15 protein-coding genes, 1 tRNA gene and 2 pseudogenes are annotated in these 16,717 nt (G+C 72.9%); 14 read left to right on the plus strand and 4 right to left on the minus strand.

What is annotated here, in order from left to right; translation table 11 throughout:
- From VR44_RS40895 to VR44_RS02340, 7 genes and pseudogenes are all read left to right on the plus strand, one after another.
- Positions 1-531 (plus strand): annotated as a pseudogene (locus VR44_RS40895) (serine/threonine-protein kinase); the annotation flags it as partial.
- A gap of 29 nt (positions 532-560) precedes the next feature.
- Positions 561-953, plus strand: a complete 393-nt coding sequence (locus tag VR44_RS02315) for a TOBE domain-containing protein (RefSeq protein WP_045945645.1) — start codon at positions 561-563, stop codon at positions 951-953.
- Between the two features lie 78 nt (positions 954-1,031).
- Positions 1,032-2,114 carry a magnesium/cobalt transporter CorA gene (corA, locus tag VR44_RS02320; RefSeq protein WP_045945646.1) on the plus strand — a complete coding sequence of 361 codons (1,083 nt, stop codon included), beginning with the start codon at positions 1,032-1,034 and terminating at the stop codon, positions 2,112-2,114.
- Between the two features lie 106 nt (positions 2,115-2,220).
- Positions 2,221-2,835, plus strand: coding sequence for a GNAT family N-acetyltransferase (locus VR44_RS02325; protein ID WP_045945647.1), 615 nt, complete (start codon positions 2,221-2,223; stop codon positions 2,833-2,835).
- A 119-nt stretch (positions 2,836-2,954) separates the two neighbouring features.
- Positions 2,955-3,767, plus strand: coding sequence for a chitosanase (locus VR44_RS02330; protein ID WP_094191387.1), 813 nt, complete (start codon positions 2,955-2,957; stop codon positions 3,765-3,767).
- Positions 3,768-3,925: 158 nt separating this feature from the next.
- Entirely contained in the window at positions 3,926-4,279 is a 354-nt protein-coding gene (locus VR44_RS02335; RefSeq protein ID WP_045945648.1) for a DUF805 domain-containing protein, read from the plus strand.
- Positions 4,280-4,476: 197 nt separating this feature from the next.
- Positions 4,477-6,715 (plus strand): annotated as a pseudogene (locus VR44_RS02340) (NADP-dependent isocitrate dehydrogenase).
- A gap of 84 nt (positions 6,716-6,799) precedes the next feature.
- Here the strand turns inward: VR44_RS02340 and VR44_RS02345 are convergent.
- A complete protein-coding gene (locus VR44_RS02345) occupies positions 6,800-7,168 on the minus strand; it encodes a hypothetical protein (RefSeq protein WP_157880205.1) in 369 nt (122 codons plus the stop codon).
- Between the two features lie 240 nt (positions 7,169-7,408).
- Positions 7,409-8,746, minus strand: coding sequence for a DUF2254 domain-containing protein (locus VR44_RS02350; RefSeq protein WP_045945668.1), 1,338 nt, complete (start codon positions 8,744-8,746; stop codon positions 7,409-7,411).
- 224 nt (positions 8,747-8,970) lie between these two features.
- Between VR44_RS02350 and VR44_RS02355 the strand changes: the two genes are divergently transcribed.
- Positions 8,971-10,530: a glycoside hydrolase family 71 protein gene (locus VR44_RS02355; protein ID WP_094191382.1), complete on the plus strand. Its 1,560-nt coding sequence runs from the start codon at positions 8,971-8,973 to the stop codon at positions 10,528-10,530.
- Positions 10,531-10,666: 136 nt separating this feature from the next.
- Entirely contained in the window at positions 10,667-11,809 is a 1,143-nt protein-coding gene (locus tag VR44_RS02360; protein ID WP_045945669.1) for an aminotransferase class V-fold PLP-dependent enzyme, read from the plus strand.
- A gap of 13 nt (positions 11,810-11,822) precedes the next feature.
- Here the strand turns inward: VR44_RS02360 and cobF are convergent, their stop codons facing one another.
- Positions 11,823-12,575 carry a precorrin-6A synthase (deacetylating) gene (gene cobF / locus VR44_RS02365; protein ID WP_045945650.1) on the minus strand — a complete coding sequence of 251 codons (753 nt, stop codon included), beginning with the start codon at positions 12,573-12,575 and terminating at the stop codon, positions 11,823-11,825.
- Positions 12,576-12,593: 18 nt separating this feature from the next.
- Here cobF and VR44_RS02370 point away from each other — a divergent pair, with 18 nt between their 5' ends.
- From VR44_RS02370 to VR44_RS02385, 4 genes are read left to right on the plus strand one after another with little or no spacing between them, the layout of a single operon-like run.
- Positions 12,594-13,349, plus strand: coding sequence for a (Fe-S)-binding protein (locus VR44_RS02370; RefSeq protein WP_045945651.1), 756 nt, complete (start codon positions 12,594-12,596; stop codon positions 13,347-13,349).
- Complete coding sequence (locus VR44_RS02375; RefSeq protein WP_094191384.1) at positions 13,346-14,887, plus strand: lactate utilization protein B; 1,542 nt, start codon at positions 13,346-13,348, stop codon at positions 14,885-14,887. Before VR44_RS02370 ends, VR44_RS02375 begins: the two co-directional genes overlap by 4 nt.
- Complete coding sequence (locus VR44_RS02380; RefSeq protein WP_045945652.1) at positions 14,884-15,537, plus strand: LutC/YkgG family protein; 654 nt, start codon at positions 14,884-14,886, stop codon at positions 15,535-15,537. Before VR44_RS02375 ends, VR44_RS02380 begins: the two co-directional genes overlap by 4 nt.
- A gap of 4 nt (positions 15,538-15,541) precedes the next feature.
- Positions 15,542-15,940, plus strand: a complete 399-nt coding sequence (locus tag VR44_RS02385) for a VOC family protein (protein WP_045945653.1) — start codon at positions 15,542-15,544, stop codon at positions 15,938-15,940.
- Here VR44_RS02385 and VR44_RS02390 read toward each other — a convergent pair.
- Positions 15,914-16,429, minus strand: coding sequence for a DUF309 domain-containing protein (locus tag VR44_RS02390; RefSeq protein ID WP_211275002.1), 516 nt, complete (start codon positions 16,427-16,429; stop codon positions 15,914-15,916). The two genes, VR44_RS02385 and VR44_RS02390, sit on opposite strands and share 27 nt — an antisense overlap.
- Positions 16,430-16,522: 93 nt before the next feature.
- On the opposite strand from VR44_RS02390, the gene VR44_RS02395 reads away from it, so the two are divergent.
- A tRNA-Pro gene (locus tag VR44_RS02395) sits at positions 16,523-16,596 on the plus strand.
- Positions 16,597-16,717: the final 121 nt, after the last annotated feature.

Below are 16,717 nucleotides of genomic sequence, written 5' to 3' on the forward strand. Positions count from 1 at the left end.
GCCGTGGTCGCCGTACTGGCCGCCGGAGGCGTCACGTACGCCCTGACCTCCGCAGGCGCGGGCGGCGGCAAGAAGACGCGGACCACCGCCACACCGCCGGCCGCCGCCCCCGACTCCCCGGCCCCGGGCGAGCTGCCCGGCACCGCGAGCCCGGGCCCGTCCCCGTCCCCCTCCCCGTCCCGGACGGGCCCCTCCGCCACGCCCTCGAAGAAGCCCGGGACGGCATCGCCCTCGGCCGCCACCGCCAAGCCGGGCCCCGTGCCGACGGGCTGCGCCGGCTGGACCCACAAGGACCCCAAGCCCGGCACCTACGGCTTCATATCCGGCGACCACCACCTGCTGGCCGCGCCCTACCAGCAGTGCGCCCAGGGCGCCCTGGTCAAGAGCGGAACGAAGCTCTGGTACCACTGCTACATCGTCAACTCGTACGGGAACCAGTGGACGTTCGTCCGCGTGGACGGCACCAACCAGACCGGGTGGCTCTACAACCGCGACCTCACCGGACAGAAGGGCTCGTCCCCCGCGTGCTAGCCCTCCGCCCCCCGGCCTAAGCTGCGCCCATGGAGTCCTACACCATCGGCCAGGCGGCCCGGCTGCTCGGCGTCAGCGTCGACACGGCCCGCCGCTGGGCCGACGCCGAGCGCTTCCCCACCCGCCGCGAGGGCACCCGCCGCATGGTCGACGGCCCGGACCTGGCCGCGTTCTGCGTCGAGGCCGCGCAGGAGGCCGCCGACGGCGTCGAGGCCCCGCACACCTCGGCACGCAACGCCTTCCCCGGCATCGTCACCGGCGTCAGGCTCGGCACCGTCGACGCCCAGGTGGAGATCCAGGCCGGCCCGCACCGCATCGTCTCCCTGCTCACCCGCGAGGCCGTGGAGGAGCTGGGCCTGGAGGTGGGCTCGCGGGCCACGGCGCGGGTGAAGTCGACCAGCGTCTTCGTCGACCGCGGCTGAGCCAGGTCGGGGCGGGCCCCGTGGCGCGGCGGTGGCAGACTGGCCGCTGATCCGCCGAAGGGAAGTACCGCGTTGTCCATGTTCAGCAATCTGCGCCGGGCCGTGCGCCGCGGCTACCGGCGGGCCGTCGACCTCAGCCACCCGGCCCGCTCGCCGCTCGGCAGCGCCGTGGTCAACTGCGTGGTCTACCAGGACGGCATCCGCCAGGACGGCTGCGCCGAGGTCGAGGAGGCGTTGCGCCGGGTCCGCAAGACCGGCGAGGGCTTCGTCTGGATAGGCCTGCACGAGCCCTCGCAGCTGGAGCTCGCGGGGCTCGCGGAGCTGCTCGGACTGCACCCGCTGGCCGTCGAGGACGCCGTCCACGCCCACCAGCGGCCCAAGGTGGAGCGCTACGACGACACCCTCTTCGCGGTGTTCAAGACCGTCCGCTACGTCGAGCACGAGGAGCTGACGGCGACCAGCGAGGTGGTGGAGACCGGCGAGCTGATGGCCTTCGTCGGCGAGGACTTCGTCATCACCATCCGGCACGGCGGCCACGGCACCCTGGGCCCCGTCCGCGAGGCCCTGGAGGCCGAGCCGGAGCAGCTGGCGAAGGGTCCGGCGGCCGTGCTGCACGCCATGGCGGACCATGTGGTGGACGACTACGTGGCCGTCACGGACGCGGTGCAGAGCGACATGGACGCCGTGGAGACGGCCGTGTTCAGCGAGCACGGCGGACGCGGCGACGCGGGCCGGATCTACCAGCTCAAGCGTGAACTCCTCGAACTGCGCCGGGCCGTGGCCCCGTTGGGGCGGCCGCTCGAACACCTCGCCACGCAGCCGATACCGGTGATCCCGCCGGAGGTCCGGGCCTACTTCAGGGACGTCGCCGACCACCTGACGCGGGCGACGGAGCAGATCGCCGCGTACGACGGCCTCCTCGACTCCATCCTCCAGGCGCACCTGGCGCAGGTGACGGTGGCGCAGAACGAGGACATGCGGAAGATCACGGCATGGGCGGCGATCGTGGCCGTGCCGACGATGGTGTGCGGGGTCTACGGCATGAACTTCGACCACATGCCGGAGCTGCACTGGACGTACGGCTACCCCCTGGTCCTCGCGGTCATGGCGGTGGCCTGCTACGTCATCCACCGGGGCTTCCGCCGCAACGGCTGGCTCTGATCCCGCCCCCCGCCCGGCGAAAACCGATGGCGTGGACGACCCCTCCCCGCATTAGGGTCCGGCTGTCGGAAGACGGATCGGATCAGCGCGAACGGGCGGGTCAGGCATGGCGGAACAGGCAGTGGCGGGACAGGCTGGGGCGGAGCTCACCGGCGGGCGGGTACGGCTGGAGCCGTTGGACCACCGGCACCACGACGGGCTCTGCGAGGCGGTCCGCGACGGCAGCCTCTGGGAGCTCGCGGTCACCCTCGTCCCGCACCCCGACGACGTACGCGGCTTCATAACCGACGCCGTCGCGGGGCGCGAGGCGGGCACGGAACTCGCGTACGCGACGGTGGACCTCGCCACGGGCCGGATCGCCGGCTCGACCCGGCTGATGAGGATCGACACCGCCAACCGGCGCCTGGAGATCGGCTGGACCTTCCTCGGCCGGACCTGGCAGCGCACGGGTGTGAACGCCGAGGCCAAGCTCCTCATGCTCACCCACGCCTTCGAAGAGCTCGGGATGAACCGCGTCGAGCTGCTCACCGACGTCCGCAACGCCGCCTCCCGCGCCGCCATCGCCCGCCTCGGCGCGACCCAGGAGGGGATCCTGCGCCGGCACATGGTCATGCGGGACGGCCATGTGCGCGACACGGTGGTCTTCTCGCTCACCCGGCCCGAGTGGCCCGCCGCGAAGCAGGCCCTGCGCGAGCGCCTGACGGCCCGCCAGGAGTCCTGAGCCGGGTCCTTCCGAGGGGTGTCCTCCGCCTTCCCCATCTGGTAGGAAAGTTTCCTAACGGAACAGGGAAGGCTCAACCCCCCTACGGAGGCCTCGTGTTCACCACCCCCCGCGCCGTCATGGCCGTCGGCGCCCTCCTCGGCGCCACCCTCCTCGCGGTCCCGGCGGCGGCCCAGGCCGTGCCCGCCGCCCCCACCCCGCAGGCTGCCCGCGCCCGCGCGGCGGCCGGTCTGGACGACCCGGCGAAGAAGGACATCGCCATGCGGATCGTCTCCAGCGCCGAGAACTCCTCCCTCGACTGGAAGGCCCAGTACAAGTACATCGAGGACATAGGCGACGGCCGTGGCTACACCGCCGGCATCATCGGCTTCTGCTCCGGCACCGGCGACATGCTCGACCTCGTCGAGTACTACACCCAGGTCAAGCCCGGCAACGTGCTGGCCAAGTACCTCCCGGCCCTGCGCAGGGTCAACGGCAGCGACTCCCACTCCGGCCTCGACCCCAACTTCACCAGGGACTGGGCCAAGGCCGCCCAGGACGCCGAGTTCAAGAAGGCCCAGGACCACGAGCGCGACCGGGTCTACTTCGACCCCGCCGTCAAGCAGGGCAAGTCCGACGGCGTCGGCACCCTCGGCCAGTTCATCTACTACGACGCCATCGTGATGCACGGCGACGGCGGCGACGCCACCAGCTTCCGCAGCATCCGCAAGCGCGCCCTGGCCAAGGCCAAGCCCCCGGCCCAGGGCGGCAACGAGACCACCTGGCTGAACGCCTTCCTCGACGCCCGCGTCTGGGCGATGAAGCAGGAGGAGGCGCACAGCGACACCAGCCGCGTCGACACCGCCCAGCGCGTCTTCCTCAGGAAGGGCAACCTCAACCTGAACACCCCGCTTGACTGGAAGGTGTACGGGGACTCGTACCACATCGGCTGACCCGGGGCCGCTGAGCAGCCCAACTCCCTTTGAAACCAGGGATGTTGGCTTTATTCGGTTGGCTCGAAGTGGCTTGAGGGCGTCGCCCCGAGGGCATAACCCCGGCCGGCCCCGTTTTTCAGGGGAGGGGCCGCAGGTTCCGTCCCAAGGGGGGACTCGTGAACTACTACCTCGACGTCATCAAGCGGTACGCCGACTTCCAGGGCCGCGCCCGCCGCCAGGAGTACTGGATGTTCCTCCTCTGGAACATCCCGATCGTGATCGTCCTGACGATCCTCGACTACGCGCTCGGCAGCTACCCGGTGATCACCTGGATCTACACCCTCGCCGTCTTCCTCCCCTCCCTGGGGGTCTCGGTCCGCCGGCTGCACGACACCGGGAAGTCCGGCTGGTGGTACCTCGTCAGCCTCATCCCCTTCATCGGTTTCATCTGGATGATCATCCTGATGGCCACCGAGGGTGACGCCGGGCCGAACGCGTACGGCCCCAGCCCCAAGCAGATCGCCGCCTGATACGCCTCCGGGCGACCCGTACGCCACAGCGCCGTCACCGGCTCGTCGCAGCCGGTGACGGCGCTGTGGCGTGCCGGGGTGACACGCGTCTCGCTCGGGTTGCGGCAGGGGGCTGTCCTGACCGGGCCGATCACGAGATATCTTGATGTCGAGCAATGTTGCAGACGAGAGACGCAGACTGTGGAGCGGAGCATCCGGTGACTGACTCGACCATCATCTACACGCACACTGACGAGGCCCCGGCCCTCGCGACGTATTCCTTCCTGCCCGTGGTGCAGGCGTACGCGTCGACGGCCGGTGTGAATGTCGAGACCCGTGACATCTCCCTGGCCGGTCGGATCATCGCCGTGTTCCCCGAGTACCTCGAGGAGGGGCAGCGCATCGCCGACGCCCTCGCCGAGCTCGGCGAGCTGGCGAAGACCCCCGAGGCCAACATCATCAAGCTGCCCAACATCTCGGCCTCGATCCCGCAGCTGAAGGCCGCGATCGCCGAGCTCCAGGGCCAGGGCTACGCCCTTCCGGACTACCCGGACGACCCGAAGACCGACGAGGAGCGCGAGATCCGCGCCCGCTACGACAAGGTCAAGGGCAGCGCCGTCAACCCGGTCCTGCGCGAGGGCAACTCCGACCGCCGCGCCCCCGCCTCGGTGAAGAACTACGCCAAGGCCCACCCGCACCGCATGGGTGCCTGGAGCCCCGAGTCGAAGACGAACGTCGCCACCATGGGCGCGGACGACTTCCGCTCCACCGAGAAGTCCGCCGTCATCGCCGAGGCCGGCTCCCTGCGCATCGAGCACGTCGCCGCCGACGGCGCCGTCACCGTCCTGCGCGAGTCCGTACCGGTCCTCGCCGGCGAGGTCGTCGACGCGTCCGTCATGCACGTCGACGCGCTGCGCACCTTCCTCAACGACCAGATCGAGCGTGCCAAGGCCGAGGGCGTCCTGTTCTCGGTGCACCTCAAGGCCACCATGATGAAGGTCTCCGACCCGATCATCTTCGGCCACGTGGTCCGCGCCTTCCTCCCGAAGACCTTCGCCCGCTACGGCGAGACGCTGGCCGCCGCCGGCCTGTCCCCGAACGACGGCCTCGGCACCATCCTGAACGGCCTGGGCGCCCTCGCCGACGGCGACGCGATCAAGGCCTCGATCGACGCCGAGATCGCCGAGGGCCCGGCCCTCGCGATGGTCGACTCCGACAAGGGCATCACCAACCTGCACGTCCCGTCCGACGTCATCGTCGACGCCTCGATGCCGGCCATGATCCGCACCTCCGGCCACATGTGGGGCCCGGACGGCGCCGAGGCCGACACCCTCGCCGTCCTCCCGGACAGCAGCTACGCCGGCGTCTACCAGGCCGTCGTCGAGGACTGCCGCGCCCACGGCGCGTTCGACCCGGCCACCATGGGCTCGGTGCCGAACGTCGGCCTCATGGCCCAGAAGGCCGAGGAGTACGGCAGCCACGACAAGACCTTCGAGATCGCCGCCGCGGGCACCGTCCGCGTCGTCGACGCCGCGGGCAACGCGCTCATCGAGCAGGAGGTCGCCGCCGGCGACATCTTCCGCGCCTGCCAGACCAAGGACCTGCCCATCCAGGACTGGGTCAAGCTCGCCGTCACCCGCGCCCGCGCCACCGGCGCCCCGGCCGTGTTCTGGCTCGACGAGACCCGCGCCCACGACGCGCAGCTGATCGCCAAGGTCAAGACGTACCTGGCCGAGCACGACACCGACGGTCTCACCATCGAGATCCTCTCCCCGGTCGAGGCCACCAAGTACTCCCTGGAGCGCATCCGCCGCGGCGAGGACACCATCTCGGTGACCGGCAACGTGCTCCGCGACTACCTGACCGACCTCTTCCCGATCCTGGAGCTGGGCACCAGCGCCAAGATGCTGTCGGTCGTCCCGCTGATGGCGGGCGGCGGCCTCTTCGAGACGGGCGCCGGCGGCTCCGCCCCGAAGCACGTCCAGCAGCTGGTCAAGGAGAACTACCTGCGCTGGGACTCGCTGGGCGAGTTCTTCGCGCTGGCCGCCTCCTTCGAGCACCTGTCCGCCACCACGGGCAACGCCCGCGCCCAGGTGCTGGCCGACACCCTGGACCGCGCCACCGGCACCTTCCTCAACGAGGACAAGTCGCCGACCCGTCGCCTCGGCGGCATCGACAACCGCGGCAGCCACTTCTACCTCGCCCTGTACTTTCTACCTCGCCCTGTACTGGGCGCAGGAGCTGGCCGGCCAGAGCGAGGACGCGCAGCTCGCGGCGGCCTTCGAGCCGCTCGCCAAGACGCTGGCCGAGCAGGAGGAGACCATCGTCTCCGAGCTCGTCGCCGTCCAGGGCTCCCCGGCCGACATCGGCGGCTACTACCAGCCCGACCCGGCCAAGGCCGCGGCCGTGATGCGTCCGTCCACGACGCTGAACCAGGCCCTCGCGCTCCTGGGCTGACGCCCCGGGCGCCAGACGGCAGCGGTACGGGTCCGCCCCGGCCGGCACACCACGCCGGCCGGGGCGGACCCGTATCCGTACCCCCTAGAGGCGGTGGACCCGGCCCTGGCCGACGGCCAGGGGGTGGCGGCCCGCCGCCAGGATGCGCACTCCCGGCGCCGCGGCGAGCAGCCGCCGCAGCCACGCCAGCGCCTCGGGGGAGAGCCGGTCGCTGTCGTCGAGGACCAGCAGCATGTCCCGTTCGGCGAGCCAGGAGGCGGCGTCCGCCGTCCCGCAGGGCGGCAGGAAGGGCATGCCGGGCAGGCGGCCCAGCGCGGCCACCAGGTCGCGCACGCCGCCCCCCTGGAGGGACACCACGGCCGCGCCGTCGCAGAAGTTGGACGAGATCCGGCGCGCGATGTCCCGCACCAGCAGGGCGCGCGGTTCGCGGAAGCGGCCCGTGACGGTCAGCACCCGGCCCCGCCGGACGGCGGTGAGCAGGACCGACAGCTCGGTGGACGTGGCCGGTAAGGTTCCGGCCGCCCCGTCGGACCGTGCGGGTCTGGAATCCCCCATCATCACGATGCCCCCCATCGCATGCGTGACCGGTGCGGCAGCTGGGATGGTTCGAGCCGCGTGACGACGATTATGCGCCACTTCACGCGGATGACCAGGGGAATGTCGCATTCCGAGACGGCTTCCGTGGGCCGGGGTTCAGCCGATCCCCTGCCGGTCCGGCTGGAGGGCGAACGCCGCGCGCTGCGGGGTCGCCGCCGTGGTGTGGACGGCCTCCTCCAGCAGGTCGCGGTGGCGCCGTACGGGCTCGCGCCGGTCGGGCGGGGCCAGCCGCTCCAGGTCGTCCAGGCAGGCCGCGATGCGCCGGGTGACCTGGACCGAGCCGATCCCGTAGTCCCGAACCTCCGTGAGGCCCAGGTCCAGCAGCTCCGGCCAGCTCGGCAGGGTCTCCACCAGCCGCACCGCGCCGTCCGCGTCCCGGTGGTACGCCCGCCCCAGGGGCTGGCGGGCGAGGGCGGTCAGCAGCACCTGGATCCGGTCCAGGGCCTGTACCGCCGTCGTGGGGTCGTTCACCGCGGGGGACAGGGCGCGCGAGGCGATGTCGGCGAGCTGGCGGATCCCGAAGGCCAGGTCCTGCTCGGTCGTCCGTTCCACGCCCAGCTCCAGCGCCGCCTGCAGGTCCGCGTCGGACGGCGCCGGCCCGCCCGTGACCCGGAACAAGGGGGCGTGCGGCACCAGGTAGTCCCCGATCCGGGGGACGAGGTGCACCACGAGCCCGTCCCGCGCGGCGAGGGCCACCAGCCTCGGCACGTCCACGGCCTGGAGCACCCCGGGTCGCCACACGTGCCCGACCGTCGTGCCCCCCGGGTCCGCGCCCCGCTCCCCGGCGTCCCCGGCCGCGGCGCGCGCGGGCCCGGCGCTGTCCCGGATCAGCCGCAGGCTCTCCTGGCACACCCGGTCCATCACGTACGTGACCCTCATCAGCCGGATGGTGGAGTGCACGTAGACGACGAACAGGGCGAGGCTCAGCAGCAGGAAGCCCATGGTGAGCGAAGAACCCAGGTAGGGCACGACGACGTCGCTGCCCTCGCCGGCCGAGCCGTACTCCTTCTGCACGCGCAGGGTGTACAGGAAGGTGCACAGGAAGGTCCCCAGGGTCAGTTTCGTGACCCTGCTCTCCACGTAGATGCGCAGCACCCGCGGCGAGAACCGGCCCGCCGCCATCTGGAGCGCGACCAGGGTGATCGAGAAGACCACGCCGATGAACGTCAGCATCGCCGAGCTGACCGCGGCCACCGCCGTCCTGGCCGCCGACCCGAAGTCCGCGGCCGTGCGCAGGAACCACAGCCCGGACAGGTCCACACCGGTCCAGCGGGCGTCGAGGTCATGGATGAGGGAGTCGGCCCGGACCACCACCGCGGCCAGCACCCAGCCGATCAGCAGGCCCGCGAACGGCACGAAGAGGAAGGAGTTGCGCATGCGTTTGCGCAGCCTCGGGAACACCCCTCGGCGGCGCCGCACCACGGTCATCGGCATGGACGCCAAATTAGCCCCGGCAAAGCGGTCTTCGTAGTTCCTGTGGTCGCGGTGACGTACGTGCCGCGGCCCTTCACCGGGCGAACGGTTGTCCGTAACGCGGGGATCGGCTCTACTGCTGTGCAGCCCCCGGCGGGGCGCGTACCTGGGAGGGGCTCGACGATGACAGCGGACCGGCTGGCCAACGGGCCTGCGCACAGGCCCCCTTCGCACCGGCGCCGCCCGTGGCCGCGGGGGAGCAGGGCGTTGCCGGCGCTGCTGCTCTCCGTGTTCCTGCTGGTCGGCGTCGGCGCCGCGACGGGCATCGCCTGGGACCCGTTCCCCTCCGCTCGGACCCGTTCCCCTCCGGCGCCCCCACCCCGGCGGCCGCCCCCGGGACCGGCGCACCCCCGTCCGCGACGCCCGCCGGCGCCCTCCCCTTCGACCTGCCCGGACCGGCCGCCCTGCGCTCCGGCCAGGCCGGCCGGAAGCTGGTGTTCGCCCACTACTTCACCCCGTACCCGCTCTCCCTGGACAACGCGGGCGCCGACGCCGACTACTACACCCGCAACTACCTCGACCCCGCGGGCGAGAACGGCAGGCACCAGCGCTACGGGGGCCTGCTCCGCGACCGCCCCCTGCCCGTCCCGCCGAAGGACGGGGACTGGGAGTACGCCAACCTCCAGCAGGAGGTGCGCACCGCCCGGGACGCGGGCATCGACGGCTTCACCCTCGACCTGCTCTCCCTCACCGGCAAGAACTGGGAACGGGCCCAGCAGCTGATGCGGGCGGCCCACGCCGTGGACCCCGCCTTCAAGATCGTGCCGATGCCCGACATGACCGCCCTGGACACCGACGACCCCGCCGTCCTCGCCGGAGCCGTCGCCACCCTCGCCGCGTCGCCCGCCGCCCACCGGCTCGCCGACGGCCGCCTCGTCCTGTCCCCGTTCAAGGCCGAGCAGAAGGACCCCGCCTGGTGGAGCAGGGTCATCGACACCCTCAGGACCCGGTACGGCATCCGGACCGCCTTCGTCCCCCTCTTCCTCGACCTCGACGCCCATGCCGCCGCCTTCGCGCCGATCAGCCACGGGTTCTCCGAGTGGGGCAGCCGCAGCTACACGGGCCAGGAGGGGGCCGCCGCCGACGCCCGGCGGGCCCACGACCTCGGCAAGATCTGGATGCAGCCGGTGTCCGTCCAGGACGCCCGCCCCAACCAGGGGATCTACGACGAGGCCGGCAACACCGCCACCCTGCGCTCCACGTGGACCCACGCCATCGAGGACGGCGCCGACTGGGTCCAGCTGACCACCTGGAACGACTACTCCGAGGGCAGCCAGTTCGCGCCGTCCCTGCACAACGGCCACGCCTACCTGGACCTCTCCTCGTACTACCTGACCCGCTTCAAGACCGGCCGCTGGCCGCGCATCGTCCGCGACACCCTGTACCTCACCGCCCGCACCCAGTTCGCGGACGCCGGCCCGACGGGCGCCCAGTCCCTGCTGATGTCCCTGCGCAAGGGCAGCGCCCCCGCCCGCGACACCGTGGAGGTGCTCAGCTTCCTGACGGCGCCCGGGACCGTCCGCACCGCCGTCGGCCGGACCACCCGGGAGTACGGGGCACCGGCCGGCCTCCACGCCGAACTGCTCCCGCTGGGACCCGGCATCAGCTCCGCCCGGCTGCTGCGCGACGGCGGGGCCCCGGCGGAGGTGGAGCTCCCCTATCCGGCGGACCGCACGGTGCCGGTGCAGGACCTCCAGTACTACGCGGCGACCAGCGGGCGGCCGGGGTGGGCACAAGGGAGGTGAAACCGGGCGCTGGAGGGGCGCCGCCAGGCCAATCCCGCCCAAGCGGCCCTTTTCCCCGCCCCGGTCCACCCGCATGCTGCGGCTGCGGGCCCACGAGGCCACGCGCGCCCGCCCGTCCCCCGACCCGGAGGCATCCGTGACCGACCCGACCGCCCCCTCCGCCTTCCCCGGCGGCCCCGCCCTCTTCCGCCTGGACCCCGCCGTCGCACACCTCAACCACGGCTCGTACGGGGCGGTCCCGCTGCCCGTCCAGGAGGCCCAGGAGGCCCTGCGCGCCCAGGCCCACGCCGATCCCGACGCCTTCTTCAACGGGGTCTCCGAGCGGCTCACCGCCGCCCGGGGCCGGATCGCGGCACGCCTGGGGGCGGACCCGGACGGCCTCTCCTTCATCTCCAACGCCACCGAGGGCGCCAACCTCGCCCTCGACGCGATCCCCCTCGCCGAGGGCGACGAGATCCTGGTCACCGACCACGGCTACGGCACCGTCGTCGAAGCCGCCGCCCGCCGGGCAAAGGTCACCACCGTGGCCCTGGACCCCCGCCTCCCCGACGAGGACGCCGTACGGGAGGCCGTACTGGCCGGGGTCACGCCCCGCACCCGGGTGGCCGTGCTCGACCACGTCAGCTCGCCCACCGCACGCCTCATCGCCGGCCCCCGGCTCCTCGCCGAGCTCGCGGAGCGCGGGATCACCACCGTCGTCGACGGCGCCCACACCCCCGGCATGCTGGCCGAACCGATCGCCGCCGGCGCCGACTTCTGGTTCGGGAACCTGCACAAATGGGGCTACGCCCCCTCCGGCAGCGCCCTCCTCGCCGTGGCCCCCGCCCACCGCGCCCGGGTCCGCGCCCTCAGCCCCTCCTGGGAGGACCACCGCGGCTTCCCGCTCTCCGTCGAGTACCGGGCCACCTTCGACTACACCGGCTGGCTCGCCGCCCCCGAGGGCCTCGACCTCCTGGAGCGGCTCGGCGCCGACCGGGTCCGCGCCCACAACAGCGCCCTGGCCGGCTACGGCGCCGAACTCCTCGCCCGGATCCCCGGGATGACCGTGCTGCCCCACACCCCGGGCCTGGCCCTGCGCTCCCTGCTGCTGCCGCCCGGCGTGGCCGAGACCAGGGAGGCGGCCACGGCACTGCGCGAGGAACTCGCCGCGAAGCTCCGTATCCGGGTCCTGGTCTGGCCCCGGCCGGGCGGCGGCGGGCTGCGGGTCTGCGGGCAGGTCTACAACCGGGCCGAGGAGTACGAACGCCTCGCCGAGGCCCTGCCCGCCTACCTGCGGTGACCCGCCGGCGCCCTCACGGGCGCCGCAGCAGGTAGGTGTCCATGATCCAGCCCTTGCGGGCGCGGGCCTCGGTCCGCAGCTCCTCGATGCGGCCGGACACCTCCGACAGCTTCCCCGAGACCAGGATCTCGTCCGGGGTGCCCACGTAGGCGCCCCAGTAGATGAACAGGTCCTGGTCCAGGTGGGCGGTGAACGCGTGCCGCGCGTCCAGCATCACCACCACGTCGTCCACGTCCTGCGGCCAGCCCTCCGCCAGCCGCCGGCCCGTGGTGATCTGGACCGGGCGCCCCACCCGGTTGAGGTTGGTGCGGTGCCGCGCCAGCAGCGCCGACACGCTGCTGATGCCCGGCACCACCTCGTGCTCGAACGCCACCCGGCCGCGCTCCAGCACCTCGTCGAGGATCGCGAGCGTGGAGTCGTACAGGGAGGGGTCGCCCCACACCAGGAACGCCCCGGTCTCGCCCTCCGCCAGGTCCTCGGCGATGAACCGCTCGAAGATCTCGGCCCGGGCGCTGCGCCAGCCGTCCACCGTCGGGGCGTACTCGGCCGGGGTGCGGTCGCGGTCCGGGTCCCGGCCCTCGACCAGGCGGTGGCCCGGCCGGGCGTGCGCCTCCAGCATGGCGCGCCGCAGCCCCGTCAGGTCCGCCTTCTCCTCCCCCTTCTCCAGGATGAGGAATGCGTCCGCCGCGCCGATCGCCTTGACCGCCTGGAGGGTCAGGTGGTCCGGGTCGCCCGCGCCTATACCGATCACTGAGAACTTCTTCACCGGGCTATTGTGCCCACCATGCGTGTCGCCCTGTTCGTCACCTGCGTCAACGACGCCCTGTACCCCCGTACGGGCATCGCCGTCGTCCGCCTCCTGGAGCGGCTCGGGGTCGACGTGGACTTCCCGGCGGCCCAGAGCTGCTGCGGCCAGCCCCAGTACAACACCGGCTACCGGCGCGAGGCCGAACCGCTGCTGCGCCGCACCGCCGAGGCCTTCGCGGGCTACGACCACGTGGTCACCCCCTCCGGCTCCTGCGCCGCGATGGTCCGCGCGCACTACCCGCGCATCGCCCGGCTGGCCGCCCGCGAAGGGCGGGGGAGCGGACTGGAGAAGCTCGCGGAGGACCTCGTACCGCGCGTCCACGAGCTCACCGAGTTCCTCGTCGACGTGCTCGGCGTGACCGACGTGGGCGCGTACTACCCGCACACCGTCACCTACCACCCCTCCTGCCACGGCCTGCGCACCCTCGGGCTGGGCGAGCGCCCCCGGCGGCTGCTGGCCGCCGTCAAGGGGCTGGAACTCGTCGAACTGCCCGGCGCCGACGAGTGCTGCGGGTTCGGCGGCACCTTCGCCGTGAAGAACCCGGACGTGTCCGCCGCCATGGCCGCCGACAAGACCGCCGCCGCCCGGGCCACGGGCGCCGAGGTCCTCTGCGGGGCCGACAACTCCTGCCTCGCCCACCTCGACGGCACCCTCCGCCGGGCCGGCGTCCCGCTGCGCACCCTGCACCTCGCCGAGATCCTGGCGTCGACCGAGGAGGACCCGCTGCGATGACCCGCACCGACCTGGGCATGCCGGCCTTCCCGCCGGCCGCGCCCTTCCCGCCCGGCGCGACCTTCCCGCCCGGCGCGACCTCCCAGGCCTTCCCGGCGTTCCCGGAGGCGGCGAAGGAGGCCGTACGGGACGACGTACTGCGCGCCAACCTCCGCCGCGCCACCCACACCATCCGCGACAAGAGGGCCCGCGCGGTCACCGAACTCGCCGACTGGGACCGGCTCCGCGCGGCCGGGAAGGCCGTCAAGGACCACACCCTGCGCCACCTCGACCACTACCTCCTCCAGCTGGAGGCCGCCGTCACCGCGGCCGGCGGCACCGTCCACTGGGCGGCCGACGCCGAGGAGGCCAACCGGATCGTCACCGCCCTCGTCCTGGCCACCGGCGAACGCGAGGTCGTCAAGGTCAAGTCGATGGCCACCCAGGAGACCGGCCTCAACGAAGCCCTGGAGGCCGCCGGGATCGCCGCCTACGAGACCGACCTCGCCGAGCTCATCGTCCAGCTCGGCCACGACCGGCCCTCGCACATCCTCGTCCCCGCCATCCACCGGAACCGCGACGAGATCCGCGACATCTTCCGCACCGAGATGGCGGGTTGGGGCCGCCCCGCGCCCGAAGACCTCGGCGACGACCCGCGCGAACTCGCCGAAGCCGCCCGCCTGCACCTGCGCGAGAAGTTCCTGCGCGCCAAAGTCGCCGTCTCCGGCGCCAACTTCATGGTCGCCGAGACCGGCACGATGGTCGTCCTGGAATCCGAGGGCAACGGCCGGATGTGCCTGACGCTCCCCGACACCCTGATCTCGGTCGTCGGCATCGAGAAGGTCGTCCCCACCTTCCGCGATCTGGAGATCTTCCTCCAGACCCTGCCGCGCTCCTCCACGGCCGAGCGGATGAACCCGTACACCACCATGTGGACGGGGACGGCCGACGGCGACGGCCCGTCCGCCTTCCACCTCGTCCTCCTCGACAACGGCCGCACCGACACCCTGGCCGACGAGACCGGCCGCCAGGCCCTGCGCTGCATCCGCTGCTCCGCCTGCCTCAATGTCTGCCCCGTCTACGAACGCGCCGGCGGCCATGCCTACGGCTCCGTCTACCCCGGCCCCATCGGGGCCATCCTCAGCCCCCAACTCCGCGGAACCGGCAGCGACATCGACGCCACCCTGCCCTACGCCTCCACCCTGTGCGGGGCCTGCTACGAGGTCTGCCCCGTCGCCATCGACATCCCCGAGGTCCTGGTCCACCTGCGCGAACGCGTCGCCCAGGGCGGCCCCGTCACCCGCGCCGGGATCCGCGTACGCCTGCGCCCCGCCCACGGCCACACCGCCGAACGCGCCGCCATGCGCGCGGCCCGCCTCCTCCTGGACCGCCCCGGCGCCCTGCGCACCGCCGAACGCCTTCTGGCCCGCGCCCGCCGCCTGCGCCCCCGCCGCCTCCCGGGCCCGGGCCGCGCCTGGACCGACACCCGCACGCTTCCCGACCTGCCCGCGGAACCCTTCCGCGACTGGTGGCTCCGAGAACGGGGAACCCGACCGTGACCACGAGGGACCGCATCCTCGCCCGCATCCGCAGGGCCGTGCCCGCCCCGGCGCCGGACGAGGCCACCCCGGAGGCCGCCCTGGCCGCCATCCCCCGGGACTACCTCCGCGTCCACGACGCCACCTGGACCCCCGCCCGCACGGCGGACCTCCTCGCCGCCAACCTGACCGAGTACCGGGCGAAGGTCCACCGCACGGACGAGGCCGGCCTCCCGCCCCTCCTGGCCCGCCTGCTCTCCGGCTCCCGCACGGTCCTGATCCCCCCGGCCCTCCCCCCGCACTGGCTCTCCGGCACCTCCGCGACCCTCGTCCCCGACCAGGAGTCCTCCAACGCCCACGACCTGGACGGCGTCGACAGCACGGTCACCGGCTGCGCCCTGGCCATCGCCGAAACCGGCACGATCGTCCTCGACGGCGGCCCCGACCAGGGCCGGCGCCGCATCACCCTGATCCCGGACCACCACGTCTGCGTGGTCCGCGTCCCCTCCCAGGTCGTGGACTCCGTCCCGCAGGCCCTCGAACGCCTCGACCCCACCCGCCCGCTGACCTGGATCTCCGGCCCCTCCGCCACCAGCGACATCGAACTCGACCGGGTCGAGGGCGTACACGGCCCCCGCACCCTGGACGTGATCCTCCTCGGCGCACAATAGCCGCATGCCATCCCACATCGCCCTGACCGCCCTCGTGGTCCGCGAGTACGACGAGGCCATCGACTTCTACACCCGCGCCCTCGGCTTCGAACTCGCCGAGGACACCCCCCGGCCCGACGGCTCCCGCTGGGTCGTCGTCCGCCCGCCCGGCGCCCGCGAATCCGCCCTGCTGCTGGCCCGCGCCAAGGACGACGCCCAGCGCTCCCGCATCGGCGACCAGACCGGCGGCCGCGTCGGCTTCTTCCTCTACACCGCCGACTTCGCCGCCGACCACGCCCGCATGACCGCCGAAGGCGTCCGCTTCCTGGAGGAGCCGCGCCACGAGCCGTACGGCTCCGTCGCCGTCTTCGAGGACCTCTACGGAAACCGCTGGGACCTACTGGAGCCCGCCGCCTCCGCCTAGCCGCGGCGCCTCCCGCGCGGCGTCCACCACGGCCCCGGCCTCCACCCGGTGGGCCAGCTCCCCGGCCCACCGGACCAGCCCGGGCAGGTCCATCCCGTACGCCCGCTCAACCCCGCCGAGCGAAGCCGCCCCGCGCCGCAGCAACCGCGCCCCGCCGACGGCGTTCCCCCGCGCGGCGTGCGTCAGCCCCACGGCGAGCTGCGCCAGCCCCCGCCACAGCGGGGCGTCCTCCTCCGGCCCGGACTTCCAGGCGTCCTCGAACACCTCGTGCGCGTGGAACGGCATCCCGGCGTCCAGCAGCCGCTGCGCCTCGGCGACCGTCTCCCCGGGCCCCCGCACCACCCCCTCGGGCTGCCGGGCCACCCCGTCCTCCCCGTACGCCAGCGGCCGCCCCAACCCGTCCCGCGGCCGCGCACTCCGCGCCCGCCCCGCACCGTCCCGATCCCGCTCCCGACCGTCCACCCGCCCATCCTCCCCCGCCCCGCTCACCCGTGCACACGCACCCCTCAACGTGCGGTAATGTTCTGCATGTGCCCGGCGCACGAGGGGAAACCCCAGGTCGCAGGGTTGCAAGCAGTACAACGGGACGTGGCGCAGCTTGGTAGCGCACTTGACTGGGGGTCAAGGGGTCGCAGGTTCAAATCCTGTCGTCCCGACTTTTCGAAGTCGCAGGTCAGGGGCTGTTTCAGAGAAATCTGAAACAGCCCCTTGATCGTTTTTGGAGACCAGTCGGGGACCAGGGTGACTTGGGTGGGTCTGTGGCGCGCCTTGACTGGG

This window comes from Streptomyces katrae (assembly GCF_000966975.1).
Classification (GTDB): Bacteria; Actinomycetota; Actinomycetes; order Streptomycetales; family Streptomycetaceae; genus Streptomyces; species Streptomyces katrae.